Annotated in this window: 24 protein-coding genes and 2 pseudogenes; 8 read left to right on the top strand and 18 right to left on the bottom strand. The window is 72.9% G+C overall.

Features of this window, described 5'->3' with window-relative positions; genetic code table 11:
- Together AA75_RS50050 and AA75_RS46265 are read right to left on the bottom strand one after the other, a co-directional pair.
- On the bottom strand, positions 1 to 707 hold a 707-nt coding region (locus AA75_RS50050; protein WP_158515598.1), incomplete at its 3' end, for a universal stress protein.
- 195 nt (positions 708 to 902) lie between these two features.
- Positions 903 to 1082, bottom strand: a pseudogene (locus AA75_RS46265) (DUF1918 domain-containing protein); the annotation flags it as partial.
- 219 nt (positions 1083 to 1301) lie between these two features.
- On the opposite strand from AA75_RS46265, the gene AA75_RS32425 reads away from it, so the two are divergent.
- Complete coding sequence (locus AA75_RS32425; protein ID WP_033823912.1) at positions 1302 to 2333, top strand: zinc-dependent alcohol dehydrogenase family protein; 1032 nt, start codon at positions 1302 to 1304, stop codon at positions 2331 to 2333.
- 61 nt (positions 2334 to 2394) lie between these two features.
- On the opposite strand, the gene AA75_RS32430 is transcribed toward AA75_RS32425, so the two are convergent.
- The 7 genes and pseudogenes from AA75_RS32430 to AA75_RS32455 form a co-directional block, all read right to left on the bottom strand.
- Positions 2395 to 4125, bottom strand: a complete 1731-nt coding sequence (locus tag AA75_RS32430) for a GAF domain-containing sensor histidine kinase (protein ID WP_051813882.1) — start codon at positions 4123 to 4125, stop codon at positions 2395 to 2397.
- A 126-nt stretch (positions 4126 to 4251) separates the two neighbouring features.
- A complete protein-coding gene (locus AA75_RS32435) occupies positions 4252 to 4713 on the bottom strand; it encodes an HAD-IC family P-type ATPase (protein ID WP_033823913.1) in 462 nt (153 codons plus the stop codon).
- Positions 4699 to 4812 (bottom strand): annotated as a pseudogene (locus tag AA75_RS53800) (cation-transporting P-type ATPase); the annotation flags it as partial. The gene AA75_RS32435 and the pseudogene AA75_RS53800, both read right to left, overlap by 15 nt.
- A gap of 111 nt (positions 4813 to 4923) precedes the next feature.
- Positions 4924 to 5592, bottom strand: coding sequence for a DUF4389 domain-containing protein (locus tag AA75_RS32440; RefSeq protein ID WP_033823914.1), 669 nt, complete (start codon positions 5590 to 5592; stop codon positions 4924 to 4926).
- Positions 5593 to 5774: 182 nt separating this feature from the next.
- Positions 5775 to 6776: a hypothetical protein gene (locus AA75_RS32445; protein WP_033823915.1), complete on the bottom strand. Its 1002-nt coding sequence runs from the start codon at positions 6774 to 6776 to the stop codon at positions 5775 to 5777.
- A 24-nt stretch (positions 6777 to 6800) separates the two neighbouring features.
- Complete coding sequence (locus AA75_RS32450; protein ID WP_033823916.1) at positions 6801 to 7082, bottom strand: SHOCT domain-containing protein; 282 nt, start codon at positions 7080 to 7082, stop codon at positions 6801 to 6803.
- 109 nt (positions 7083 to 7191) lie between these two features.
- The gene (locus tag AA75_RS32455) at positions 7192 to 7884 is read right to left on the bottom strand and encodes a response regulator transcription factor (protein WP_033823917.1); all 693 of its coding nucleotides are present in this window, start codon (positions 7882 to 7884) and stop codon (positions 7192 to 7194) included.
- Positions 7885 to 8174: 290 nt separating this feature from the next.
- Here AA75_RS32455 and AA75_RS32460 point away from each other — a divergent pair, with 290 nt between their 5' ends.
- Entirely contained in the window at positions 8175 to 8846 is a 672-nt protein-coding gene (locus AA75_RS32460; RefSeq protein ID WP_033823918.1) for a hypothetical protein, read from the top strand.
- A gap of 73 nt (positions 8847 to 8919) precedes the next feature.
- On the opposite strand, the gene AA75_RS32465 is transcribed toward AA75_RS32460, so the two are convergent.
- Both AA75_RS32465 and AA75_RS32470 read right to left on the bottom strand, forming a co-directional pair.
- The gene (locus tag AA75_RS32465) at positions 8920 to 9522 is read right to left on the bottom strand and encodes a CBS domain-containing protein (RefSeq protein ID WP_033823919.1); all 603 of its coding nucleotides are present in this window, start codon (positions 9520 to 9522) and stop codon (positions 8920 to 8922) included.
- Positions 9519 to 9989 (bottom strand): CBS domain-containing protein, encoded by a 471-nt coding sequence (locus tag AA75_RS32470; RefSeq protein ID WP_033823920.1) that lies wholly within the window; start codon positions 9987 to 9989, stop codon positions 9519 to 9521. The genes AA75_RS32465 and AA75_RS32470 overlap by 4 nt, the downstream gene beginning before the upstream one ends.
- Before the next feature lie 322 nt (positions 9990 to 10311).
- Here AA75_RS32470 and ppsA point away from each other — a divergent pair, with 322 nt between their 5' ends.
- Positions 10312 to 12678, top strand: a complete 2367-nt coding sequence (gene ppsA / locus AA75_RS32475; protein WP_033823921.1) for a phosphoenolpyruvate synthase — start codon at positions 10312 to 10314, stop codon at positions 12676 to 12678.
- A gap of 175 nt (positions 12679 to 12853) precedes the next feature.
- Here ppsA and AA75_RS32480 read toward each other — a convergent pair whose 3' ends face one another.
- On the bottom strand, positions 12854 to 13549 hold the full coding sequence (locus AA75_RS32480; RefSeq protein ID WP_033823922.1) for a CBS domain-containing protein: 696 nt from the start codon (positions 13547 to 13549) through the stop codon (positions 12854 to 12856).
- 301 nt (positions 13550 to 13850) lie between these two features.
- Between AA75_RS32480 and AA75_RS52665 the strand changes: the two genes are divergently transcribed.
- Together AA75_RS52665 and AA75_RS52670 are read left to right on the top strand one after the other, a co-directional pair.
- Positions 13851 to 14027, top strand: coding sequence for a hypothetical protein (locus AA75_RS52665; RefSeq protein ID WP_233289292.1), 177 nt, complete (start codon positions 13851 to 13853; stop codon positions 14025 to 14027).
- Between the two features lie 60 nt (positions 14028 to 14087).
- Positions 14088 to 14594, top strand: coding sequence for an MBL fold metallo-hydrolase RNA specificity domain-containing protein (locus tag AA75_RS52670; RefSeq protein WP_051813883.1), 507 nt, complete (start codon positions 14088 to 14090; stop codon positions 14592 to 14594).
- 21 nt (positions 14595 to 14615) lie between these two features.
- On the opposite strand, the gene AA75_RS32490 is transcribed toward AA75_RS52670, so the two are convergent.
- Both AA75_RS32490 and AA75_RS32495 read right to left on the bottom strand, forming a co-directional pair.
- Entirely contained in the window at positions 14616 to 15311 is a 696-nt protein-coding gene (locus tag AA75_RS32490) for an HPP family protein (protein WP_051813884.1), read from the bottom strand.
- The gene (locus AA75_RS32495; protein WP_051813885.1) at positions 15308 to 18052 is read right to left on the bottom strand and encodes a GNAT family N-acetyltransferase; all 2745 of its coding nucleotides are present in this window, start codon (positions 18050 to 18052) and stop codon (positions 15308 to 15310) included. Before AA75_RS32495 ends, AA75_RS32490 begins: the two co-directional genes overlap by 4 nt.
- A gap of 253 nt (positions 18053 to 18305) precedes the next feature.
- Between AA75_RS32495 and AA75_RS32500 the strand changes: the two genes are divergently transcribed.
- Positions 18306 to 19010, top strand: a complete 705-nt coding sequence (locus tag AA75_RS32500) for a pyridoxamine 5'-phosphate oxidase family protein (protein WP_051813899.1) — start codon at positions 18306 to 18308, stop codon at positions 19008 to 19010.
- On the top strand, positions 19007 to 21421 hold the full coding sequence (locus AA75_RS32505; RefSeq protein ID WP_051813886.1) for a glycoside hydrolase family 65 protein: 2415 nt from the start codon (positions 19007 to 19009) through the stop codon (positions 21419 to 21421). Before AA75_RS32500 ends, AA75_RS32505 begins: the two co-directional genes overlap by 4 nt.
- Positions 21422 to 21534: 113 nt before the next feature.
- Here the strand turns inward: AA75_RS32505 and AA75_RS32510 are convergent, their stop codons facing one another.
- Both AA75_RS32510 and AA75_RS32515 read right to left on the bottom strand, forming a co-directional pair.
- Entirely contained in the window at positions 21535 to 22044 is a 510-nt protein-coding gene (locus AA75_RS32510; RefSeq protein WP_033823923.1) for a flavodoxin domain-containing protein, read from the bottom strand.
- A gap of 238 nt (positions 22045 to 22282) precedes the next feature.
- Complete coding sequence (locus AA75_RS32515; RefSeq protein ID WP_359885964.1) at positions 22283 to 22756, bottom strand: universal stress protein; 474 nt, start codon at positions 22754 to 22756, stop codon at positions 22283 to 22285.
- 190 nt (positions 22757 to 22946) lie between these two features.
- Between AA75_RS32515 and AA75_RS32520 the strand changes: the two genes are divergently transcribed.
- On the top strand, positions 22947 to 23825 hold the full coding sequence (locus AA75_RS32520; protein ID WP_033823925.1) for a universal stress protein: 879 nt from the start codon (positions 22947 to 22949) through the stop codon (positions 23823 to 23825).
- 127 nt (positions 23826 to 23952) lie between these two features.
- Here AA75_RS32520 and AA75_RS32525 read toward each other — a convergent pair whose 3' ends face one another.
- Together AA75_RS32525 and AA75_RS32530 are read right to left on the bottom strand one after the other, a co-directional pair.
- Positions 23953 to 25332 (bottom strand): Ni/Fe hydrogenase subunit alpha, encoded by a 1380-nt coding sequence (locus tag AA75_RS32525; protein WP_033823926.1) that lies wholly within the window; start codon positions 25330 to 25332, stop codon positions 23953 to 23955.
- Positions 25329 to 26117, bottom strand: coding sequence for an oxidoreductase (locus AA75_RS32530; protein ID WP_033823927.1), 789 nt, complete (start codon positions 26115 to 26117; stop codon positions 25329 to 25331). The genes AA75_RS32525 and AA75_RS32530 overlap by 4 nt, the downstream gene beginning before the upstream one ends.
- Between the last annotated feature and the right edge of the window lies 1 nt (position 26118).

Raw genomic sequence — 26118 nt, forward strand, 5'->3', positions numbered from 1 at the left:
CTGGCGGGGCCGGCCCGTACGGCGTCCTCCTCGACCGGGACGTCGGGGTACTTCTCCTGCCACCCGGCCATGACCTCGGCGAGGAGCCGCTGCTCCTCGGCCACCACGTGGCCGGACTCGTAGACCGGTGGAAGCGCGTGGCCAGGACCGAGGACCAGAGGGTAGCTCCAGGCGTGGATCGCCCGCAGTGGCAGGCCGCGGCGGCGGGCGCTGTCGAAGGCGAACGCGAGGATGTCGTCGGACGGTTCGCGTCCCTCCACGCCGACCGCGATGCCGTCCACCGCCTCGGCGGCCGTGGCCCGGACGACGACGACCGGGCAGGCGGCGTGCGCGGTGACGTGCAGGCTGGTGGACCCGACGAGCAGCCCCTGGAACCCGCCCGACCCCCGGGAGCCCAGGACGAGCACGCCTGCCTCGGCGCTGAGGGCGACGAGCGCCTCGCGCGGGCTCGCGTCCACGACCCCGCTGCTGACCTCCAGGCCAGGGTGCCGTGCCGCAGCACGTTCGGCGACCACCCGCAGCGCTTCCTCGCCCTTGTGTCTGGCCGCCCGGGCGTCCAGCGACTCCGGCGCCTGGTCCGGTTCCCACAGCCACGCGTGGACGAGATGCAGGCGCATCCCCCGGGACCGGGCTTCGTCCGCGGCCCAGTCGACGGCCGCGCCTGCGCTCTCGGGATCGTCGACCCCGACGATCACTGGACGTGCCATGACATGCTCCTTCGCTCCGTGCAGGCGAGGCGCCGGGCCGCCCGGAACGCTCACCGGGACCGGGAGCGCTGCCCTGCTGTCGATCCTCGGACGGCGATCCGGCACCGGCAACCGGCGATGTCAGTTGCCGGTCGCCCGGTCGCCCGGACCAGTGGCACCGGCAGGCCTCGCGTGGGAATCGCGGGTGTGCCCGAAGTGGTGGAGATGGGCGCCGGGCCCGGGAAAGACCAGGGTGACCCGGCCTGTGTCCGACCAGCGAACATCGTAGGGCGGGGTGCCGTCGGCGTGGTGGAGGGCGATGACCTCGCCGTCACGACTGGGGGTTCCCAGGACCGGGCTTTCGATGATCAGCCGGTCCCCCACTGCTGCCTTCATGCCGGTTCGAACCTCCTCCTTGTGCAGGCGGCCCGTCGGACCTGCCCAAGCCTGTCCCACGCTGCCTCGTGGCGCCGGACCGAGGCCTGGGTCGTTCAGGCCCGATCGAGGGCCGTCCGGCCCTGATCCGGTCGGGCCGAGGGTGGTGGACGATGGAGTGGGTGGCGACTCCTCTCGCGGGGGTCCGGAGCACCGGGTAGCACGGGAAAGGAGCGGGCGATGTCGACGTCCGACGGCGACGCCATCCGCACGATGGCGTGGAGGGTGGAGCAGCCGGGCCCGATCGCGTCGACTCCGCTGAGACGTACGGAGCGGACGGTCGCGGGACCCGGTCCGGGGGAACTGCTCATCGAGGTGGCCGCCTGCGGCGTGTGCCGGACCGATCTCCACCTCGTCGAGGGCGACCTCGAACCTCGCAGCCCCCGGTGCACGCCTGGTCATGAGGTCGTGGGTCGGGTCCTCCACTGCGGTCCGGAGGTGCACGGCTTCTCCCCCGGCGACCGGGTCGGGGTGGCCTGGCTGGCCGGCACCTGCGGCGGGTGCCTGTACTGCCGGGCCGGCCGCGAGAACCTCTGCCCGGAGTCCCGGTACACGGGCTGGGACGTGCACGGCGGGTACGCCGGGTACACGGTGGCCGACGCCCGCTTCGTCTACGGGCTACCGGAGGGGCCGCCCGACGAGGAGCTGGCACCGCTGCTGTGCGCCGGGATCATTGGCTACCGGGCCCTGGAACGGGCCGAGCTGCCGCCGGGCGGCAGGCTGGGGATCTACGGCTTCGGCGCTTCCGCGCATCTGACGGCGCAGCTGGCCCTCGGCCGGGGCGCGACCGTGCACGTCCTGACGCGGGCCGAGGAGGCCCGGCGGCTGGCGTTGGAGCTGGGCGCGGCCTCCGCCGGGGACGCGTACGGCTCGCCGCCGGAGCCGCTCGACGCGGCGATCCTCTTCGCGCCCGTCGGCGACCTGGTGCCGGTGGCGCTGGCGGCGTTGGACCGGGGCGGCACGCTGGCGGTGGCCGGCATCCACCTCTCCGACGTCCCTGTGCTCGACTACCAGCGGCACCTCTTCCAGGAGCGGACCCTTCGCAGCGTGACCGCCAACACCCGTGCGGACGGCCGCGCCTACCTGGCCGAGGCCACGCTCCACCGCCCGGTCGTCCGTGTCCGTCGGTACGCCATGGACCGGGCCGACCAGGCGCTGGCGGACCTGGCGGCCGATCGGGTCACCGGGGTCGCCGTCCTGATGGCGGACTGACCTGTGGACTGACTCTGCGTGAGTTCGCGGCGGAGCGGTCCTCCGTGCGGATCTGTTCGGCTCACGAGCGCCGCTCCGGCGGGGGAAGCGGGACCCGCCACACGAGTCTGGTCCCACTGTCGGGTCCCGGGCCGGCCTGGAAGCACCCGCCGAGACGCCGCGCCCGCTCCGCGAGGTTGGCCAGCCCGCTCCGGGGACCGTCCGGTGGAAGGCCGACTCCGTCGTCGGTGACCGTCAGGTTGAGCTCGCTGTCGGCGGTCAGGTCCACCTGGACCTGGTGGGCGTGCGCGTGGCGGACGGCGTTCGAGAGGGCTTCCTCCAGGACGGCGACCAGCGCATCGGCGACCGGCGGGGGCACCCGGAGGTCCAACAGGCCGTCCATCCTCAGCCCGGGGGCGAAGCCGAGTCCGGCGGCTGCCCGGTCGATTGTCGCGACCACCCTCGCGCGCAGCCCGTGAGCGGCCGATCCGCGGGTTCCGGCGCGTAGTCCGAAGATGCTGGAGCGGATCGTCCGCACCGTCTCGTCGAGGTCGTCGATGGCCCGTAGTACCCGGTCCGAGGCCTCGGGGTGCTCGATGAAGCGGGTGGCACCCTGGAGGGTCATCCCGGTGGCGAACAGGCGCTGGATCGCCAGGTCGTGCAGGTCCCGGGCGATCCGGTCGCGCTCTTCGAGGAGTGCGACCTGTTCGGAGTCGCGGCGGCGCTCGGCCAGCTCCATCGCCACGGCGGCCTGCGCGGCGAAGCCCGCCAGTGGGGTGGACTCCTCCGGTCCGAAGGGTGGTTTGCCCTCCGCCCGGGCCAGCATCAGTACACCGCGCACCCCTCCTTCCGCCGTGCCGATCGGCACGGCGGCGGCCGGTCCGAGTCCGGCCCATCGCGGCGGTCCGGCCGTGATCCTCGGGTCCTTGCGCACGTCGCCGGTGGTGACCAGCCCACCGGTCGTGACGGCTGCACCGACGAAGGACCCTTCCTTCGGCAGGACGAGCCCGCGGTGCACCTCCGAGTCCAGTCCGACGGCGACACTCACTTCGAGGCTCCTGCCGTCGGGGGAGGGCAGGGCCACCACCGTGAGGTCCGCGCCGGCGATGTCGGCGGCGCGCGCGATCAGAAGGTCGAACACCTCCTGTCGGGAGCTGCCCGACAGCAGGCTGTTGGTGACCTCCGCGCTCGCCGCCAGCCAGCGCTCGCCCAGCCTCGCCTGCGTGTACAGCCGGGCGTTGTCGATCGCCACGCCGGCCGCGACCGCCAGGGTCTCGAGGACGGCTTCGTCCTCCTCGTCGAACTGTGCTCCCCCGCGCTTCTCGGTGAGGTAGAGGTTGCCGTAGACCGTGTCGCGGACCCTGATCGGCACGCCCAGGAAGCTGTGCATCGGCGGATGGTGCTCGGGGACGCCGTACGAGGACGGGTGCTCGGAGATCTCCGTCAGCCGGAGCGGCTCGGCACGGCGGATCAGCTCGCCCAGCAGGCCGTGCCCGCTCGGTAGTGCTCCGATGCGCTCGGCCCGTTCGCGGTCGATGCCGACGGGGATGAACCGGGACAGCCGCTGGTCCTCGCCGATGACGCCGAGCGCGCCGTACTCCGCATCAACCAGAGCGACTGCGGCCTCCACGATGTGCTGGAGCACCTGGCTGAGGTCGAGGTCGTGGCCGACGACGAGAACCGCCTCCAGGAGGCTGTGGATCCGATTCGCGGTGCCGTGCGCGGTTTCCAGACGTGACTGGAGCCCCCGCAGGAGATCGTCCAGCCCCGGCTGCGCCGAGTCGGTGGGGCCCCGCTCCGAGGACGAGCCCACCGCATCGCTCCGTTCGCAGGTGTCACGGCTTCACCACCCCGGAACCCAGACTAGGGCCGCTGCCCCGCGCTGTCCCTCCGGCCAGGGCATCAGGCCGAATCGTGGACGTGCGCTGGGCGGAACCGCTCAGTCACCGGCGTGTCCGGCGCGCCGCCCGGATCGGGTGATCAGGCGGGCTGCCGCGAGGCCGACGGGCGCTGCCGCCCCCGCCCGGACCTGCAGGGTGTCCGGGCACCCGCTGCGGACCTCCTTGTCGACCGGAACGGACTCGCCGGTCAGCATCGACTCGTCGACGAGTAGCGCGTCTGCCCGGTCGAGCACCGCGTCCGCCGGGACGATGTCGCCCTCGGCCAGCAGCAGCACGTCGCCCGGCACGATGTCGACGGAGGACACAACACGTTCCGTTCCGGCGCACACGACCCGCACCGTCGGAGCGGTCATGGCCGACAGTGCCGCGACGGCGCGGTCGGCGCGGGTCTCCTGGATCACCCCGACCGTGGTGTTGACCGCGATCACCAGGGCGATGACGACGGCGTCCGGATGGTCCCCGATCGCCAGGGTGAGCGCGACGGCTGCCAGCAGGACCATGATCAGCGGGTCGCGCAGTTGGACGGCCGCTCTCGACCACGACGACGCCCGGCGCGCGGAGCGGATCTCGTTCGGCCCGTACCGTGCCGGCCGCCGGGCGGCCTCGGTGTCCCTCCAGCCCCCCGGGGCCGCAGCTCGGACGGCGGGGCGGTGCCGGGAGGGGACGCGGTCATCCTGGGCTCCGGTGCCGGCCGGAACGGGGTCCCGCGCTCACCGCGGTCCTGCCGTGTCGAGCGTGCCGGCCGGTTCGGAACCGCCCTGATCCAGGCGGAACGGCGGGTAGGTGTCGGTCATCAGGGCGGCGTAGGCGGCGACCCGCAGCACCCAGCGGTCCAGGCCGACGACGAGATCGAAGATCCCGAGCGGGTAGCGGCCGGTCACGGCCAGGGAGACCCCGGCGAACAGGACCAGCAGGCCGACGAGACCCCCGCCGGCCCAGCCTTCCCGGCCCTCCCCGACGAAGAGTGCCAGGAGGGCGTACTGCGGAAGCGCCAGCAGCCACCACTTGACCAGTACCAGTCCTCGGGAAAGTTGCTCGGGGTAGGCGACGTCCAGGTGCGCGGGGTAGTCGGGTGCCTCGGCGAGGGTGAACGGGGGGTACCTGTCGGTGCCCAGCGCTCCGTAGGCGTAGTAGGACACCCGCCAGGACCAGCGCAGCACCCCGAGGTTGAAGTCGAAGATCGGGCGCGGGTAGCGGCCGGTGAGGAGAATCGCGAAGAAGGCGCCCACGCTGAGGACGGCGAAGACGATCCAGAGGAGGAACAGGACGATCCAGTGCGGGATCGCCAGGATCCACTTCACCAGCCACAACCAGCGGGACAGCGGCAGGTCGAGCCGGGCATCGACGCGCACCGGCTGCTCGGTCACCGGCAAGGCCATGGGGATCAGCTCCTTCGGAAGCCGCCGTGGCCGTGGCTTTCACGGCGGTTCTGTGTCTCACGGTGCCCTCGGTGGCCGAGGACCGGCGGTGGGCCCCGCTTCGCCCAGCGGACCGGGACCGGTCAGGTCGTGGAACGGGACGGAGTCCCCCGCCGCCGGGTGGCTCATCCGGTGCACCCCGCTCACGGCCGTCCGAGGCCGGGGTTCTCGGGGTCCAGGACGTCGGATACGGCGAGGCGGGGAGTGGGCGAGCCTTCCGGCCCGTAACCGAGGCGGATCAGCACCTGCGCGAAGCCCGGGCCTTCCCTCGGGTCGCGGGCGACCCAGCGCAGTTCCGGCCACTCCATGGCCTGGTGCAGGAGTGATGCCCGGATCTGGTGCAGGGTCGCGACCAGCAGGACGTGCTCCAGCGCGATGCCGGCGCGGAGCCAGTCCGCGGGCGTGTCGCCCCGGGTGGCGAGGACGGCGATGCACGGCTCAGCCTCGAACGCGGCCGGTGGCAGTGGCTCGACGGGGTGGATGGCGGAGAAGTCCCGCATCGGCATCCGGCCTGCGCTGTCCTGTGGACCGAGCGCGCTGCGGGGAATCCCGTAGGCGGGCGCATCGGGCCCCTGGATCCAGCTGCGGCTCTCAGCACCGCGCATGGGGTCCGTGGTGTTGCGGCGCTCGGCCTCCGCGGTCAGTTCCAGCAGCCGGGTTCGCTCCTCACCGGCCGGGAAGCGCAGCTGGGCCTCCTCCGCCGACGCGGTCTCGGCAAGCCGGTCGAGCACTGCGGCAGGGATCGGCGGCCCGGTGAACGGGGTCCGGACGGTGTGCCGCCGCCAGATCGCGTCGTAGAGCTCGGTGGTACTGGCGAGCTGGACGCGGGAGAGCTCGTCCAGTTCGATCGCGGCCAGCAGGTCGGGTTCGGCGGAATCGGGCAGCAGACGGAGCAGCGGCGCCCAGCCCATCCGGCGGGCGGCGATGCGGAGGTTGAGAATCGCGGCTCCCACGGAGATGTGCAGCGCGCGCCGGTCCGGGTCGGTGACCGGCAGCGAGCGTTCCTGGAGCGCGCGTACCTGGAGGGTCGAGGTGTCCGGGTCCAGCCGGAAGCGCCAGGGCTGGGTGTTGTGGATGGACGGCGCGGCGACCGCGGCGGAGATCAGTTTCTCCAACGCGGCTGCGTCGAGGGCCAAGGTGTCCATGGGATGCTCCCTGGTTCGGCGGGTTCAGCCGGATACCGGCCCGGCGGAGCCGGATCTCAGGGTGTCCAGGCGGTGGCGGTACTCGTCGGTGTCGATCTCGCCCCGGGCGAAGCGTTCGGCGAGCAGCCGTTCCGGCGACGGCGGCGGGGCCGCCTGGGTGTCGGGCGGGCCTTGCCGGGGCAGGTGGCCGAGGTAACGGGTCAGGGCGATTGTGACGACGATCAGCAGTCCCAGGAGCAGCAGGATGCTGATGATCATGAAGCCGAAGCCCCAGCCACCCATCTCATGGTCGTTCCAGTACCTCATCGCGGGCTCCCGGTCGTGCCGACGAGGCTGTTGCCTCACTCCCCACGGTGCGCCCCGTCGAGGGAGTCCGGCTTGGGCCGACCGGCCCGGACTTCCGGACCGGTCGGGCTCACCGCGGCCGGGGCGGGTGCTGCTCGGTGTCGGCGTGCGCGGCGATCACGGCCGCCTGGAGCCGTCGTTCGACACCGAGTTTGGCGAGCAGCCGCGACACGTGGTTCTTCACCGTCTTCTCGGCGAGGTAGAGCTCCTGGCCGATCTCCCGGTTGGTCCTCCCCTCCCCCACCAGCGCGAGGATCTCCCGCTCCCGCGGGGTCAACTGGGACAGCGCGGCCTCGGCGTCGGACTCGTCGTGGTGGCGCAGGCTCTCCATCAGTTTCCGGGTGGTGGCCGGGTCCAGCATCGACTGCCCCGATGCCACCGTGCGCACTGCGCTGACCAGGTCGGCGCCCTTGACCTGCTTCAGGACGTATCCGGCGGCGCCGGCCATGATCGCGTCGAGCAGGGCCTCGTCGTCGTCGAACGAGGTCAGCATCAGGCACACCAGCCCGGGCATCCGATCGCGCAGCTCGCGGCAGACGGTCACGCCGTTGCCGTCCGGCAGCCGTACGTCCAGCACCGCGACCTGGGGCCGCAGGGCGGGCACCCTGGCCAGTGCCTGCGCGCAAGTGCCGCCCTCACCGACGACCTCGATGTCGGGTTCGGCCTCCAGCAGGTCCCGCACTCCGCGCCGCACCACCTCGTGGTCGTCGAGCAGGAACACGCGCAGGGGCTGCCGGGACTCGCCGGCCTCGGTCTCGTCCATCGATCGTCTCCTGAACCGGACGGCGGACACCTGCCTCGATTGTCCCCGGGGCGCGGCCAGGCCGCAGAGGACGCCGGGGACGTACGGACCCGGGTGGTCAACAGGGTGGCCCGGTGGGCCCCGGCGAACGACGCGGTCGGTGCAGGCCGAGGGGACGGCCGGCCGGTGGTAGGGAGGGTCCCGCGCGGCGGTGGGTGTTGCGTCGACCGGATGCCGAAGGTGAGGGCCGTTCGTTCTTCCCGGCTCTGGTCACCACCGCGCTGACCTGCATCCTGGGCGATGCTCGGAGTGTGAACGGACACCGGACCGCGGTCGGACGGGTCATCCTCGGGTCGGCGGTCGCCATCGCCGTCCACGGCCTCCTCCTCCGGCCTCACCTGCTGACCTGGGGAGCGACCCGCGGCGAGGCCGAACGCGCGTACCCGGGGGACGAGCTGGTCCCGGATGCGAACAGCATGTCGACGATGGCCTCAACCCTTCCCGGGCCACCGGCGAAGGTGTGGCCGTGGCTGGCGCAGATGGGCCACGACCGCGCGGGCTGGTACAGCTGGGACTGGCTGGACAACGGCGGACGGCCCAGTGCGGACCGCCTCGTCCCGTGGTGGCAGCACCCGGCCGTGGGGCAGCGGCTGAACTCGACGTCCGGCGGCCGCAGCTGGTTCACGGTTGCGGAGCTCGTACCGGAACGGACTCTGGTGCTGCGTGCCGACCTGCGGCTGCCCTCCGGCCGCCCGTTCGATCCGGCCGAGGGGCCGGCACCCCGGGCGTTCGTCTCGTCGATCTGGAGCTTCCACCTCGAACCGGCCGACGCTGGCACCCGTCTGGTCGTCCGTACCCGCGGGCGAAGCCGTCCGCGCCTGCTCACCGGCCCCTTGGACCTGCTGTTCTGGGAGCCCGCCCATCTCGTCATGCAGACCAGACAGTTCCATAACCTTCGCGCACGCGTCCGCCCGGCGCGGTGACCTCGGCATGCGGTACGTGCCGCGCCGGCGCGCCGACCGCGGCGAGGGCTGATCACGCCGGGCGCCGGGGAGGTCACGCAGGGGCGACGGCCCTGACATCGACGTCCACGACGCCGGGGACGGCCCGGACCAGAGACTCCAGGACGGCGGGGGTCGAGGTGTCGGGCAGGGTGCCGGCCAAGGTGATCCTGCCCTCCTCCGCCCGGACCTCGACTGCCGCGGCTTGCGTGGGGTGGAGCGCTGCGAGGAGTTCGAGTCTCACCTGGCCGGCGAGATCCTCGTCGGTCCGAAGGTGGATCTTGAGCAGGTCACCCCGGCTGACGATGCCGACCAGGAAGCCTTCCTCGTCGACCACGGGAAGACGTTTCAGGTGGCCGCGGGCCATGGCCCGGGCGGCTTCCGCCGTCGGGCTCTGCGCATGCACGGTGACGGCCGGCTCCGACATCACCTGGTTGGCGGTGAACGCCTCGGCTCGTTCGGGCTCGCGGTCCTGGGTCGTCAGCAGGTCGGCCTCGGAGACGACTCCGACCACGCGGCCGTCGCCGGCGAGGACGGGCACCGCGCTGACCTTCCACTGCCGGAGCGCGTCCAGGATCTCTCGGAACGTCGCACCGCGGCCGACGGCGACGACGGCGTGCGTCATCACCTCACCGACGCTGTTCCACTGGGGTGTCATGGTGTGCTCCCGAGGGGATCGGGGTGTGCTGCGGGGCCGGGGCCGGCGCTGCCTTCCCGGAGAGCACTGAAGGACAGCGGTCCCAGCAGGTCGGAGAGGCGTTGCAGGACGTCCAGGAAGAGGTCGTCGACGGCCAGGAGCCCGACGAGCCGGGCCCCGTCCAGCACGGGCAGTCGCCGCACCCCGGTCCGGCGGAGAACCCGGTAGGCGGTCTCCAGGTCGTCGGTCACGTCCACCGTGACGGCGGGAGCCGACATGAACTCGAACACCGGAGTCTCCGGGTCGGCGCCCGGGGCCAGCGCCCGGACCACCAGGTCACGGTCGGTGAGGACGCCGTGCAGGGTGGCGTCCTCGGCGACGAGCACGCAGCCGACCGCTTCCTCGTCCATGCGGCGGGCTGCCTGCCGCACGGTGGCGGTCGGCAGCACGGCGATCGGCGGGGTGATCATCAGGTCGGCGACTCGCATCGCTCCTGCTCCAGGGTGATCGCGGGCGTTCGGCACCTCGCACGGGTGCCGGTGGTCGTGAGGACCGTGCAGTGCCTCGGCACGCCCGTGCGGCTGGTTGTGTCTTCAGGAGAACGTCCGGTGCCAGGTTGAGGCCAGGGCAGGCCGGTACCGGGCAGGTGGGCCGGTCGGCCCTGGCGGGTGGGCCCCCGCCGGTGATGTCCTGGGGCCACGGGCGACGCGCCGTGTCATGGCCCCGAGGTCTCGACGATGCCGTCACGGCCCGGAGTCGGGTCGCGTTCCGGGCCGGCCGTCCGCCTCGTTCCGAACCCTGGGAGCAGCGATGCGCCGTGTGATCCGGTTCGCCGACCTCCGGCGTGAGGACGTCGGCGTGGTCGGGGGAAAGAACTCCTCGCTGGGCGAGTTGATCGGACATTTGGCGCCGGCGGGCGTCCGGGTGCCGGACGGGTTCGCCACCACCGCCGACGCCTACCGGGAGTTCCTGGACACCGGCGGCCTCGGCGGACGGATCCGTGCACACCTCGAGCGGTTGCACGCGGGCGCGGATCTCCCCGAGGTCGGCGCTGCGGTACGCGCTGCCGTGCTGGCCACCGACCTGCCTGCCGAGTTGGAGCGGGAGCTGAGCGCCTGCTATGAGCAACTGGCGCGCGGGGTGGGACGGACCGAGCCCGATGTGGCGGTGCGCAGCAGCGCGACTGCGGAGGACCTTCCCGAGGCGAGCTTCGCCGGGCAGCAGGAGACGTTCCTGAACGTCCGGGGCCGTGACGCTCTTCTGGGCGCCTGTCGGCGCTGCTTCGCCTCGCTGTTCACCGACCGGGCGATCGATTACCGGGAGCGCCTCGGTTTCGACCACCTGTCGGTCGCGTTGTCGGTGGGGGTCCAGCTGATGGTCCGATCGGATCTTGGCGGGGCCGGGGTGATGTTCACGCTGGATCCCGAGACCGGCTTTCCGGACGTGGTGGTGGTGAGTGCGGCCTGGGGGCTCGGTGAGACGGTGGTCAGCGGGCAGGTCGAGCCTGACGAGTACACGGTGTTCAAGCCGCTGCTCGGTGACGACGCGCTGAACCCGGTCGTCCAGGCCGCACTCGGCGCCAAGCGCAGCAAGGCGGTGTACGCCGACGAGGGTCTGACTCGCACCGTGGAGACGTCTCCCGAGGAGCGGGCCGGCCGGGTGCTCGATGATGCCGAGGTCCGTAGGCTGGCCGAGTGGGCGGTCGCGGTGGAACGGCACTACGGGTGCAGGATGGACCTGGAGTGGGCCAAGGACGGCCGGACCGGACAGCTGTTCATCGTGAAGGCCAGGCCGGAGACCGTCCAGTCGCGGCAGCACGGGGCCGTCTTTCACCGCTACCGGCTGACCGGCGGCGGTGAGCAGCTGATCGACGGGATCGCCGTCGGTGAGGCTGTGGGCGTGGGTCCGGTGTGCAGCCTGGACAGTCCGGCGGACCTCGATCGGTTCCCTACCGGCTCGGTCCTGGTCACGGCGATCACCGACCCGGACTGGGAGCCGCTGATGAAGCGGGCGGCCGCCATCGTGACCGATCACGGCGGCCGCACCTCGCACGCGGCAATCGTCAGCCGGGAACTCGGCGTGCCCGCGCTGGTGGGCACGGGCCGGGCCACCACCGTCCTGGCGGACCGTCAGGAGGTCACCGTCTCGTGTGCCGAGGGCGCCGAAGGACATGTCTACGCCGGGCGGGTCGACTACGAGGAGTCGGAGATCGATCTGGGCTCGCTGCCGGGGACCCGGACGAAGGTGATGCTGAACCTGGCCGACCCCGCCGCCGCGTTCCGGTGGTGGCGCCTGCCGGCCGACGGCGTCGGACTGGCCCGGATGGAGTTCATGGTCGCGCACCAGGTGCGGGTACACCCGATGGCCCTGGTGCACCCCGACCGCCTCTCCCCCGAGGACCGCCGCCTCGTCGACGAGATCAGCAGCGGGTACAGCGACCGTACGGAGTACTTCGTCGACCGGCTGGCGCAGGGCGTCGCCCGGATCGCCGCCGCCCGCTGGCCGGAGCCGGTGGTGGTGCGGACCAGCGACTTCAAGTCCAACGAGTACGCCCGTCTGATCGGCGGCGGGCCGTTCGAGCCGGTCGAGGCCAACCCGATGATCGGGTGGCGGCGGGCGAGCCGCTACTACGACGAGCGCTACCGGGAGGGATTCGCCCTGGAATGCCGGGCGCTGCGCAAGGTTCGGGACGCGATGGGACTCACCAACGTTGTGGTGATGATCCCGTTCTGCCGGACGCCGCAGGAGGCCGACGACGTGCTCGCCGTGATGGCCGATGACGGGTTGGCCCGTGGCCGGAACGGGCTACGGGTCCACGTGATGGCGGAGATCCCGGCCAACATCATGCTGGCCGAGCAGTTCGCGGAGCGCTTCGACGGCTTCTCGATCGGCAGCAACGACCTCACTCAGCTCACCCTGGGGATCGACCGCGACTCGGAGCTGTTGGCGCATCTGTTCGACGAACGCAATCCGGCCGTCACCCGCAGCATCCAGAGCCTGATCGCCACCGCCCACGCGGCCGGCCGAACCGTCGGCCTGTGCGGTCAACGCCCGAGCAATGACCCGGACTTCACAGGCTTCCTGGTCGACGCCGGTATCGACTCCGTCTCGGTGACCCCGGACAGCTTCGCCGCCGTCAAGCAGCACGTCGCGGCGGCCGAGGACCATGCCCGGTGACCGGCCCCGGCGCGCCTGGTACAGGTGCTCTCCGGCGCCGGTCGCCCGTCCGGGGTCACGGTCGTCGCCCGTCGCGAAGGCAGGAGTGGGGTCGGGGCCTGCGGCGGTTCGATCCCGTCGTGCCCGGCCCCCGGGTCGGACCGGTCGCCGGCCCGACCCGGATGGCCGTCCGTGGTCACCTTCCCGCGCGGTAGGCGTGGGGGTGCTCCACCGGGACGTCGGTGTCGTCCTCGGTCCAGTCGAGCGTCTGGTGGACGGCGACCACGCCGTCGACCGCCCGGCACAACTGCTCGGCGATCGGGATCAGGCTCCGGCGCGGCACCCGCCCGCTGAGCGTCACCACCCCGTCCTGCACCGTCACCTGGACCTCGCCGGGGGCCAGCCAGAGGGTCTGGCCGAACACGTCGTGACCGATCTCTTCCCGGATGGCGGCGTCATGGCGCAGGAAGATCTGGAGCAGGTCGCGCCGGCTGACGATGCCGACCAGCCGGCCCACCTCGTCGACCACCGGCAGCCGCTTCACCTTGTGCCGGTCCATCGCTCGCGCCGCCTCCGGGATCGTCCAGCCCGGACGGGCGGTCACGGCCGGGCTGGTCATCAGCCCGCCCGCGGTCTCCGCCTCCGCCCGGGCACGGTCGTGCGCGTCCAGCCAGCGGCCGGGGGCAGCTCCCTCGGGGTCCGGCAGGACGGCCTCCTTTCGGATCAGGTCGGCCTCCGAGACCATGCCGATCGGCCGCCGATGCTCGTCGACGACCGGAATGGCGGTGATGTCGTTGCGGTGGAAGAGCGCCGCGATCTCCTTGAACGGCGTGTCGGGCCCGGCGGTGACGACCTCCTGGGTCATCACGTCCTGGACGCTGCGGTGCTGCATGGTCCTCACCCCTTCGCAGGTCGTGCCGTACCCCCACTGTCCGCTTCCGCTGGACGGCCGGCACAGGGCCGTTCGGTCCAGCAACCCTGCCCGGAGCGGCCCAGGACAGCGGGCAGGTGCAGCGTCACCGCCCCGGTCTGCTGACATTCCTCGGCGGGGTCGGCACCGTAACGGGCAGCAAGTTCCTGGTGGAGACCGACCACGCCCGGATCATGGTGGACTGCGGCCTGTTCCAGGGCCTGGCCGAGCGTCGCCGCCGCAACTGGCGCCCGGGCCGCTCGACCCGGCGGACGTCCAGGCGGTGGTCCTCACCCACGCTCACCTGGACCACTGCGGCTACCTTCCGCGCCTGGTCCGCGGTGGCTTCCGCGGTCCGGTGCTCACCACCTCGAACACAGCCCCGCCTGGCGGACTCGTCCTCCGCGACAGCGAACACCTGCTCCGCGAGGACGCCGACCACGCCAACCAGCACGGCTGATCGAAGCACCGGCCGGCCGAGCCGCTGTACGACGAGGACGACGTCGAGCGCACTGTTGAGATGTTCGACCCCGTCCCGTTGGACGCCGCCGTGGAAGTCACCGGGGGCACAGTGCTGCGGCTGCACCGTGCCGGGCACATCCTCGGCTCCGCCTGGGCCCACCTGACCTTGGAGGACGGGCGTAGCCTGGCCGCCAGCGGGGATCTCGGCCGGCCCGTCCATCCCCTGCTGCGCCCGCCGGAGCCGTTCGGCGGTGCCGACGTGCTGCTGATGGAGTCCACCTACGGCAACCGCCACCACGAGGAGACCGCAGCCCGCGACTCGCGGCCCTGCAGATCTATCGCGACGCCTTCGCCACCCGGTCCCCCGAACTGCGCCCCCGATGTGTCGGACGAGGGTGACGCCGCCGAAGTGATCGACTGGCTGCGGGACGCCCCGCCGCCGAGCGCCACCTACCTGGTGCACGGCGAACCGGAGGGCTCCCAGGCACTGCGCGACCGGATCGACCACGAACTCGGCTGGACCGCGGTGGTCCCCCGCCCCGGTGAGCACGTGCTCGTTCGCTGAACGAACGTGTGGCCGGGCCGCTCAGGTGGTGTCGGCCGCGACGTCGTCGACGTCCCATCCGAGATGGTCGGTGAGACCGGCCAGGCCGTCGATGGCGGCGACCCGCAGGCACAGGGCAGCGGCGTCGGCGCGCGAACGGGTGCGCCCCGCGAGGACGACATGGCCGCGCTCGCACCGGACCCGCAGTGAGCCGGGCACCACCCCGGATCCGGGGGTGAGGGCCAGCGCGAGTGTCTCGATGCGCATCGCCTCGTCATCCGTTCGCAGCGAGTCCAGCAGGTCGTGCGGTGCGAGCATCCCGATCAGCCGCCCGTCGCCGTCCACGACCGGGAGGTGGTGCACGCGCGCCCGGCGGGCGAGACGGACCGCTTCGCCGACGGTCCGGTCCTGCTTCACGGTGACGGCCGGTGAGGTCATCAGGTCGCCTGCGGTGATCTCGGCCCGGTGGCCGCGCCCGGTCTCCTCGCCCGCGTAGGCGGCGAGCAGGTCCGAGACCGAGACCACGCCGATCGGCGCTCCTTCGGGCGAGAGCACGGGCAGCACACCGCGCCGGGACGCGGTGATCGCGGTGACCATGGTGGCGAAGTCGGAGGCCGGGACGACGGCGATGGTGGGGCGTGTCATCCAGTCGCGGACCGGGGCGCTGCCGACGGCCCGTGCGGTGCCGAGGTTGGTGAGGGACTGTCCCGACCTGCCGTCGAGCATGCTGTGGTTCATCTTTCCTCCGGGGCGGCGTTGCCCGGCGGTCGGCGCAGCCGGCGCAGGTAGGGGTCGAAGGCGGGCAGGGGCTCCAGGCGGATTCGGGCGTCGACGCAGACGAGTCCGTCCGGCCCGGCGATCAGGGGGTTGAGGTCGGCCTCGGCGAGCTGCGGGAGGTCGGTGGCCAGCCGGGACAGTGCGGCGAGCACCCGCTGCACGGCAGCCAGGTCGACCGGTGGCGTGCCCGGGCGGCCCAGGAGCAGCGGGGCGCTGCGCAGTTCGGTGACCATCGTGGTGAGGTCGCGTTCGGTCAGTGGCGCGAGCCGGGTGGAGCGGTCGTCGAGGACGTCGGTGGCGGTGCCCCCCAGGCCGAGGACGACCAAGGGGCCGAAGACCTGGTCCTTCGTGATGCCGGCGAGCAGTTCGAGGCCTGGCCCGGCCATCGGCTGCACGACGACGCCGGCCATCCGGTCGCCGAAGCTCGCGGCGAACTCGCGGTAGACCGTGCGGACTTCGCTGTCCGGTCCCAGGTCGGTGCGGACCGCTCCGGCCGCGCTCTTGTGGACCTGCTCCGGCCAGTAGGCCTTGAGCGCGACCTTCCCGTCGTGGCCGGCCGGACGCAGGGACTGCGCGGCGACGACGGCGGCGTGTTCGTCCCCGGCCCACACGGAGGTCGTCAGCGGGAGCCCGTAGTGCTCGAGGAGCCGGGCGGTTGCGGCGGGGTCGAGCCAGCCGCCTTCGGGCCGGGACGCGAGGAACTGGTCGGCGAGCCGCCGGGCCGCCTCGGGGTCGGTCCCGGTGGCCTCGGCCAGGGGTCCGGTCGGTTCGGCCAGCCACCGCGCGCGGTCCCGGGCGTGGGCGAAGGCCCGGGCGGCGGCAGCGGCGTCGGCGTAGACGGGGAGCTGCCCGCCGTCCGCGCAGGTGAGGTACCGGATCGGCACCTCCTGGCTGACCCGGACGGCGGCCATCGGGATCTTCCTCCGGGCGGGTGCGTCCAGCAGCGCGCGGACCGGGTCCTGGTCGGCGTTCACGGCCAGGGCGGTCGGGACCAGACAGATCAGCAGGGCGTCAACGGCCCGGCTGCGCACCAGGACGTCCACGCACCGACGTAGTTCGGCGGGGTCGGCGGCCGCGGTGGTGTCCACCGGGTTGGTGGCGCTCGCGCCGGCGGGGAGCAGGCCGAGTAGCTCGCCCGCGAGGTCGGCGGGCAGCGTCGGCAGGCTCAGTCCCGCCTCGGCGCAGGCGTCGGCGGCCAGGATGCCGATGCCGCCGGCGTTGGAGACCACGGCGACGGTGCCGCGGGTTCCGGGCAGCGGCTGGCTGTGCAGGAGGGCGGCGGTCTCGACCAGTTCGGCGATGCTGCGGGCGGCGGTGATGCCGGCCTGGCGGAAGAGGGTCTCCCGGGTGACGGTCGGGGTTGCGGCGGCGGCCGTGTGCGAGGCGGCGCCGCGGCGCCCGGCGGTGGAGCGTCCGGCGTCCACGGTGAGCACGGGGAGCGTGCGGGTGACCCGCCGGGCCGTGCGGGCGAAGGCGCGGGGGTTGCCGAAGGATTCGAGGTGGAGCAGGGCGAGGTCGGTCGTTCCGTCGCTCTCCCACCACTGGAGCAGGTCGTTGCCGCTGACGTCGTACTTGTCCCCGAGCGAGACGAAGCTGGAGACGCCGATACCGAGCCAGGCGAGCCGCTCCACCAGGGCGATGCCGACGCCGCCGGACTGCGCGGCCACCCCGGCGGTGCCCGGCAGCGGGAACACGCCGCCGAACTCGGCGTCCAGGCGGACCTGCGGGTCGGTCTGCGCGATGCCGAGGCTGTTCGGACCGACCAGGCGCATGCTGTGGTTCCGGCAGGCCCGCATCAGCTGCCGGGCAGTGGCGGCGTCCAGGCCGGAGGTGAGGACCACCAGGGCACGGACACCGGCCAGGCCGCATTCCTGCGCCACGCCCGCCACCGCGGCGGGCGGGACGGCCAGCACGGCGAGGTCGGGCACTTCCGGGAGGGCCGCGACCGACGGATGGGCCGGCTCGCCGGCGACCGTCTCGGCATGCGGGTTGACGGCCCACAGCGGGCCGGTGAAGCCGCCCTGGCGGATCTTGCGCAGGACCGCGTGGCCGACCGACCCGGGCCGCCGGGAGGCGCCGATCACCGCGGCGGAGCGGGGCCGTAGCAGCGCGGTGAGGCTGGCCACGTCGGCGGCGCGCCCGCGCTCGTCCACGGCGGCGCGGTAGTGCTCGTCGGCCTCGTCGAGCGGCACCCGGACCCGGACCTCGCCCTGCTCGAGGTGGCGGTGGACGGGCAGCCCGAGGTCGGAGAAGACCTGGTGGACGGCCCTGTTGCCGGCGAGGGTGTCGGCCTCGATGGTGTGGATGCCGCGCTCGCGGGCCGCGTGGACCAGGTGCTCGATCAGCAGGGTCCCCACGCCTCGGTGCTGCCAGGCGTCGGCCACGGACAGGGCCAGCTCCGCAGTGTCCTCGTGACCGGCCTCGGCCTCGTAGTCGGCCTCTCCGACCAGTTCGTCCCCGGCCCAGGCTCCCAGCGCCAGGAAGCCGGGCCGGGGCGGTCCGCACAGCCGGTCGGCGGCGAGCCGCGGTGCCAGGCGGCTGACGCCGAGGAAGCGCATCCGGCGGCTCGCCTCGGACATCCGCACAGCGTGCAGGTCGAGCGCGGCGGCCCGGTCCTCCGGTCCGAGCGGCCGGATGATCGCGGTGGTGCCGTCGGCCAGCAGGGCCTCGGCAGCGGACGGCAAGCGCTCGACGGTGGACATCTTTCGGCTCCCTCGCTCCGGCCACGGCAGGCGCCCGGTGGCGGGTCGGTTCCAGCGTCCGCCTGCACCGGGGCACCACGCCAGGGCCGGTCGGCCCGCCGATGGGCCCGGGTGCCTGTGGTGGACCCCCTTGCGATGTCTTCGGGTCCGAACGGCCCTGGTCCCGGGTGCCCGGCCGAGTCAACGATGGGAGGGCGGAGGAGGGCGACTGTCGGCCGGACACGGGGGCCGTGGCAGGAGAGGGACGATGTTCATGAGTACAACGGATCGCGGTCGTGCCCAGGGACGCCCCGCGCACCCCGGCGATGTCGGCCGCCGCATCGCCCACCGCCGTGAGCAGCTGGGCCTCACCCGTGAGCAGGTGGCGGCAGGCTCCGGGATGGCTGCCAACTACCTCGAGTACCTGGAGTCGCGGCCCGCCGCCGTCGACCTGGAGACCGTCACCGCCCTTGCGGGAACGCTCGGCACCTCGGTCTGGTACCTGCTCGGCGGTGGACTCGACCTGCCACCCGGACAGGCGTCGCCGGCCGTCCGCCCGGCGGTGGAGGAACTGCAGCCCTGGGAGTGCTGGGCGAAGTTGGAGCCGGGAGGCGTCGGCCGGGTCGCCCTGGCGACGCCCGAAGGTCCGGAGATCCTGCCGGTCAACTACCGCATCCTGGACGGCACGGTGCTCTACCGCACGACGGCGCGGAGCACTGCCGCAGCCGCGGTGGGCGAGCGCGTCGCCTTCGAGGTCGACCGGCTCGACGAGGCCCTCGGCACCGGCTGGAGCGTTCTCGTCACCGGCCCGGCGCACCAGGTCACCGAGGCGGACGCCGTGGAGTGGTTCGGGAGACACGCCGACCCCCGGCCCTGGGTCGGCGGTGAGCGCGACACCTGGGTGCGGATCCGCCCACACAAGGTCACCGGACGCATCATCCGCACCGTCGAGACGATGCCCTCCGACGACACGCCGTGAGCGACAGCCGCGCCCGCCCCCAGGTCCCGGCGCCTTCCCACCCCTGGAGGCTCGCCTACGAGGGCTTCGACCCGGCCGAGGAGGGCATCCGCGAGGTGCTCTGCGCGGTCGGCAACGGCTACCTCGTCAGCCGCGCGGCCGCACCCGAGTCCCGCGCCGACGGTATCCACTACCCCGGCACGTACCTGGCCGGCTGTTACGACCGCGCGGTCTCCGTCGTCGACGGCCGCACCGTCGAGAACGAAGACCTGATCAACTGCCCGAACTGGCTGCCCTTCACCTTCCGCCCGGAGGAAGGCACCTGGTTCACCGGTCCCGCCGCGACCGAGCAGCTGGAACTGGACCTGCGCCGCGGCGTACTGACCCGGCACGCCCTGGTCGTCGACGACCAGGGCCGCCGGACCCGGCTGACCCAGCGCCGGATCGCCAGCCAGGCCCAGCCGCACCTGCTCGCCCTGGAGACGGAGCTGGTCCCCGAGAACTGGTCCGGCCGGCTGGAGATCCGCTCGGCGCTCGACGGGAACGTGTCCAACACCGGCGTCGCCCGCTACCGGGGCCTGACCGGCCGTCACCTCGTGCCGGACGGGCAGGGGGCGGACGCCGACGGCACGCTGTGGCTCCAGGTGGCCGCCGCCGGGTCGCCGCTGCGCATCACACTCGCCGCCCGCACCCTCGCGCACCGCGGCGGCGCTCCCCTCGCCACAATCCGAACCGACGAGGTTCGGGAGGGCCTGGCCGCCCAGGTCTTCGTCCTGGCGGCGGAGCAGGGATCGCCGGTGACCGTGGAGAAGACGGTGGCGGTGTTCACCTCCCGTGACCCGGCGATCGGCGCTCCCCTGCGCGCCGCCCGGACGCTGGTGGAGCAGGCACCCGATTTCGCCCGGCTGGTCCGCGACCACGCCCTGCGGTGGACGGAGCTGTGGAGCCGTTGCCGGATCGACGCGGACTTCGACGGCATCGGCACCGTGCGGCTGCACCTGTTCCACCTGCTGCAGACCTACTCCGAGCACTCGGTCGACCTGGATGTCGGCATCCCGGCCCGGGGTCTGCACGGCGAGGCCTACCGCGGCCACGTCTTCTGGGACGAGCTGTTCGTCCTCCAGTTGCTCAACCTGCGCTTCCCGGAGCTGGCCCGGGCCGTGCTGCGCTACCGCCACCGCCGGCTCGACGCCGCCCGGCAGGCCGCCCGGGCGGTCGGCCTGAGCGGCGCGATGTACCCCTGGCAGAGCGCCTCCGACGGCCGGGAGGAATCCCAGCAGCTCCACCGGAACCCGCTGTCCGGCCGCTGGCTGCCCGACCACAGCCACCTCCAGCACCATGTCGGCTCCGCCGTCGCGTACAACGTCTGGCAGCACTACCAGGCCACCGGCGACGTGGACTTCCTCGCCACCACCGGCGCCGAGATGGTCCTGGAGGTCGCCCGTTTCTGGTCCTCGGCGGCGGTGTACGACCCTCGACGCGGGCGTTACTCGATCCGCGGCGTCGTCGGGCCGGACGAGTACCACGACGCCTACCCCTGGTCCGACCGGCCGGGGCTGGACGACAACGCGTACACCAACGTGCTGGCCTCCTGGGTACTCGCCCGCGCGCTCGACACCATCGACGTGCTGCCCGGCTACCGGCGCGACGAACTGCTGGAGCGGCTCGCGCTCGACCGGGGTGAGCTCGACCGCTGGCAGGAGGTGAGCCGCCGACTGCACATTCCGTTCCACGACGGCGTGCTGAGCCAGTTCGACGGCTACGAACGCCTGGCCGAACTCGACTGGTCCGCCTACCGGCGGCGCTACCCCGACCTGCGCCGGCTCGACCGGATCCTGGAGGCCGAGGGCGACACGGCCAACCGTTACAAGGCGTCCAAACAGGCGGACGTCCTCATGTTGTTCTACCTGTTCTCCGCGCGCGAGGTCCGCGACCTCCTGCGGCGGCTCGGCCATCGGGCCGGCCCCGAGCTGCTGCGCCGCACGACCGGCTACTACCTGCGGCGCACCGTCCACGGCTCGACGCTCAGCGCGGTGGTGCACGCCTGGGTCCTGACCCGCAGCGACCGCCGGGCCTCGTGGCGGTTCTTCCGCGACGCTCTCGCCGGCGACCTGGTCGACGTGCAGGGCGGGACCACCGCCGAGGGCATCCACCTCGGTGCCATGGCGGGCACCGTGGATCTGCTGCAGCGCTGCTACACCGGCCTGGAAATCCGCCGGGACACGCTCTGGCTGGCCCCCCGCCTGCCGTCGGCGATCGGCCGGGTGGAACTTGACCTCCGGTACCGCGGCCACTGGGGCGTCACCCTCTGCGTAGACCGGCGCACCGCCACCGTCAGCCTTCGCGAGAGTCCCCAGGCCCCCATCAGGGTCGGCTTCCGGGGCTCTCCGACGACCGTCCGGCCGGGCGAGAGCCAGCGGTTCTCACTCTGAAACCGCGCGTTCGGCCCGGCCGGAAGCCTCTGCCGCCGAGGACACCCGATGGCAGTGCGACGAACGGCTCCTCGCCGGCGGCGGGAACGAACGCGTTCCGGTCCGCCCCGGCGTCACGCCGGCTGCTGGGAGCGCAGCTCGTTCCCGATCTCGCGGGCCCAGCTCCGGATCTGCTCCGGGTTCCGGAAGTCGCCGCCCTTGCCGTGCTTGACCAGACCGCGGGCGATCCACCCGGGGGTCTCGGAGGTCAGACTGCCGCCGAAGGTGACGTGGCCGCGGGCGTGCAGGTGCTCCACGGCCTTCGCCGCGCCCGGCACCGGCGGGATCTCCTGTTGCTCGGCGGAGCTGTCCACCGGGCCGCTGCTGAACAGCCAGACCGGACGGTGGGCCAGTGCCTCTGCGTTGCGGTCGGCGCAGCTCAGGGCGGAGCGCTGCCAGTGGCCGGCGTAGAGCGCACTGCCCAGGATGACGGCGTCGAAGCCAGTCACATCCCGGACGTCCGAGGCGGGGACGACGTCGGCGTCGAACCCGTCCTCCTCCAGGGCGCGACCGATCTCCTCGGCGATGCCTGCGGTGGCGCCGTGCTTGCTGCCGTAAGCCACGAGGATCTTCTGCTGCTTCATGGGACTCCTCCCTGGGTGGCGGTCGTGGCTTCCGGCCGGCCGACAGCTCCAGCGTGGACTGCGCACGGCACGCGGGCCAGGGCCGCATGCCCTTCTCCCGCGGGCCGGTCGGCCCTGCTGCCACTGGTCGGCGGGATGCTGTCGGGCCCCGCGATCGTGTTCGCGTCGCTCACCCCGGGGCGTCGATGCGCACGGCTCCGACGCCCCGGTGCTGGGCGTTGCCGCGATCGGAGCGCGATCAGCCGGGCCGGCGGACGATCACCACGGGGCAGGAGGCGTGCATCGCACACCGCGTGCTCACCGAGCCGAGCAGGGCGCGGGCGAAGGTCCCGTGGCCGCGGCTGCCGACGACCAGCAGTTCGGCACCGGTGGCCGCGTCCAGCAGGACGTCTGCCGGGTTGCCCTGGACCAGGTGTTCGCGCACCTCGACCGGCCGATCGTCCCCCAGCACCTCGTGGATCTCCTGGTCGAACCGCCGGCGTGCCGTCTCCGCCTCGAGCGTGGGGTCGACCACGGTGGGACCGGCGAAGAGGGGAACGCCCTCCCACGCTCCCACCACGTCCACGGTCGCGCCCATCAGGGCTGCCTGCCGGACCGCCCAGCGCAGCGCTGCCTGTGACGAGGGCGAGCCGTCGATGCCCACCACGACACGGGCGCTCGAATCCTTCCCGGCCATCCAGAACCACCTCACTTCGTCTCGGTCATCTCCCACGCTGCACTCCTCCCGCCAGGTCCGCCAGCGAAGTTCCCCCGAGGCCGTCGGGGCGGGGATCACCGGACCCGGGCACTCCCGGCCATGTGCTTGGGGCCGCTCGGCCCTGCTGCTCCGGTGTCGTGCGCGTCTACGGTACGAAAAGGGCCCGGCATCGCGTGGGCCGCCCATGATCACCGTTGGAGGAGCCATGGCATCCGCCGGTAGACGACGTCCGATCGTCCTCGGTGTCGACGCCCGGGACCACGGGCAGCTCGCGACATTCTGGGCCGCAGACGAGGCGGATCGGCGAGGACTGCCGTTGTTGCTGGTCCACGCCGTTCCCCAGCTGACCACGGACCTGTGCGGCGTGGACCCGCGCTACAACGAGGAACTCCACCGCAACGGCAGCCAGGTGCTCGGCCGGGCGGCGGCGTTGGCGGGCGAGCGGCACCCCGGTCTGGAGGTGACCTGCACCCTCGTGGACGGCGAACCGGGCCAGGTGCTATGCCGGGAGTCCCGGCAGGCCGAGGCCGTCGTGCTCGGCTCGCGTCGGCTCTCCCGTACCGAGGAGTTCCTCAGCACCTACTCGGTGGCCGTCCCGGTGAGCGCCCAGGCCACCTGCCCGGTGATCGTCGTCCGCGAACCCGAGCACATCACCCAGGAGCCGCCTTACCTCGTGGTCGGGGTGGACGGCAGCCCGCCGTCGGCCGCCGCCACCGACGTCGCCTTCGACCTGGCGGCCCGGCGGGGAGCCGCGCTGCGGGCGATCTGGGTGTGGCAGTCGCAACTGATCGCGCGCGTCGACGAGCACATGGCCGTCCAGACGCTGAGGCGGCTTCTGACCGAAACCACCGCCGGGCACGCCAGCAGGTACCCCGACGTCGACCTGACCCACGAGGTGATCCGCGGCCACCCGGTGGAGGAACTGACCAAGGCATCGAGACACGCCCTCGCCGTGGTGATCGGGCGTCGCGGGCACGGCGGATTCACCGGCATGCGCCTCGGCTCCGTGCCGCACGGCCTCCTCCAGCACGCCCGGTGCCCGATCGTCACCGTGCCCCTGCCGGCCGACCACCCGGGCGCATGAGGCCCGATGGTCCCGCCACGTGCCGAATCGTCACGGCCGGCGCGCGCCGGCTCCAGCGCGCTCTTCGCGTCATCGAGCACGACCCGCACTCGGACGCCCTGACCTCGCGGCGTCCGCCCGGGCGTGGTCAGCCGCCGGTGCAGGTCCGGTCGACGGTGAGGTCAAGGAAGTGGGTGGAGCAGGAGATGCAGGGGTCGTGGTTGCGGATGGCCCGTTCGCAGATCGCGGTCAGCTCGGCGTCGGTCGGCTCCCCAGCCCTCAGGTGTTCCTGCACCGTTCGGCGGAGGTCCTCCTCGATCGCGTCCTGGTTCTGCGCGGTCGGCGGCACCAGCACGGCCTCGGTGACGGTCCCTCGCGCGTCGAGGGTGTAGCGGTGGTGGAGCAGGCCGCGGGGTGCCTCCGTCGCCCCGTGGCCGGTGCCGGCGCGTGGTGGCACCTCGACGTACGGGCGTGGCGGAGGCTCGTACGCCTCGATGAGGCGCAGGGCCTCGTCGACGGCGTGGAGCACTTCGACCGCCCGCACGATGATGCTGCGGTAGGGGTTGCGGCAGACGTCGCCCTGCCGGGGGTCGCCGAGCCCGGCGTCCTGCGCGGCCTGGACGGCGACCGGCGAGAGCAGGCGTCCGCTGATGGCGTAACGGGCGAGCGGGCCGGTCAGGTGGCGGCGGCCGTCCAGCCGGGCGTGCAGGGCGGTGGAGTGCGGGACCTGGTTCTCCACGACGTGGTCGCCGAACTCCCGGACGCCGAAGGTGCGGGTGGGCAGCGCGCGCCGGGTCGTGGCGGGAAGTCCGGCGGTGTGGGGTGCGGCCATGACGGTCGGGGTGCCCGACTCGATGGCGTAGGTGCCGGGCTCGGCCAGGGCGAGCAGGTCGTGGTCGCACCCCGCGTCGGGAAAGTCGAATCCGGCCACCCAGCGCACGGTCTGCGTGGCGTCCTCCCGCGCCCGCCTCAACTGCTCCTCCAGTGGACGCAGTTCGGCCCTGCTCGGCACCCGGTGGAAGCCTCCGAGGCGGACGTTGACCGGGTGGATCGCCCGGCCGCCGAGCAGTTCGATGATCGCGTTTCCGGCCTGCTTGAGTCGCAGCCCGCGTTCGACGTCCGCGCGCCTGGAGCGGGCCAGTTCGACGACGTTGTCGCAGCCGTGGAAGTCGGGCGCGTGCAGCAGATGGACGTGCAGGGTGTGGCTCTCGATCCACTCTCCGCAGTAGATCAGCCGCCGCAGTGCGGCCAGCTGTCCGTCCACCACCGCACCGCAGGCGTCCTCGATCGCCCGGCAGGCGCTCAGCTGGTAGGCGACCGGGCAGATTCCGCAGATCCGGGAGGTGATGTCGGGCGGTTCGGTGTAGGAGCGTCCGCGCAGGAACGCCTCGAAGAAGCGCGGGGGTTCGTAGATGGCGAGTCGCGCCTCGGCGACGTCGTCACCCTGGACCCGAAGGTACAGGGAGCCCTCGCCCTCGACGCGCGCCAGCGATCCGACGTGCAGCACCCTGGAGCCGCGATGGGTCACCGTTCCTCCTCCTTCCGTGAGGCCGCGTCGAACGCGGGGGCAGCGGTGTTGAAGGTCCGCAGCACCCGCACGACGTCGAGGGTGTCCATGCCGTCGCGGCGCAGCAGTGGGATGAAGGAGGGGAAGTTGGTGGAGTTGCTCGGACCGAAGCAGCCGTAGCAGCCGCGGCCGTAGGTGGGACAGATGGCGCCGCAGCCGGCGTGGGTGACCGGGCCGAGGCAGGGGGTGCCGTGGGCGACCGTGACGCAGACCGTGCCGCGCTGCTTGCACTCGAAGCAGACGCTGTGCGCGGGGATGTCCGGCCGGCGTCCGGCCAGGTGGGCGGTGATGACCTCCAGGAGCTGGCGACGGTCGACGGGGCAGCCGCGCAGTTCGAAGTCGACGGGGACGTGGGCGCCGATCGGGGTGGAGGTGGCGAGCGTCGCGATGTAGTCGGGGCGGGCGTAGACGGCGGCCTGGAACTCGGCGACGTCGGCGTAGTTGCGCAGCGCCTGGACGCCGCCGGCGGTGGCGCAGGCGCCGATGGTGACCAGGCGCGCGGAGACGGCGCGGATGTGCTGGATCCGTTCGACGTCCTGGGGGGTGGTCACCGAGCCCTCGACCAGGGACAGGTCGTACGGACCGGGCGCGTCGGCGCTGGAAGCCTCGAGGAAGTGTGCGATCTCCACCTGTTCGGCGAGGCCGAGCAGTTCGTCCTCGCAGTCCAGCAGGGTGAGCTGGCAGCCGTCGCAGGAGGCGAACTTCCAGACCGCGAGCTTCGGACGCCTACGGGGTTCGGCGGTCATT

The organism is Kitasatospora sp. MBT63 (assembly GCF_000710465.2).
Lineage (GTDB): Bacteria > Actinomycetota > Actinomycetes > Streptomycetales > Streptomycetaceae > Kitasatospora.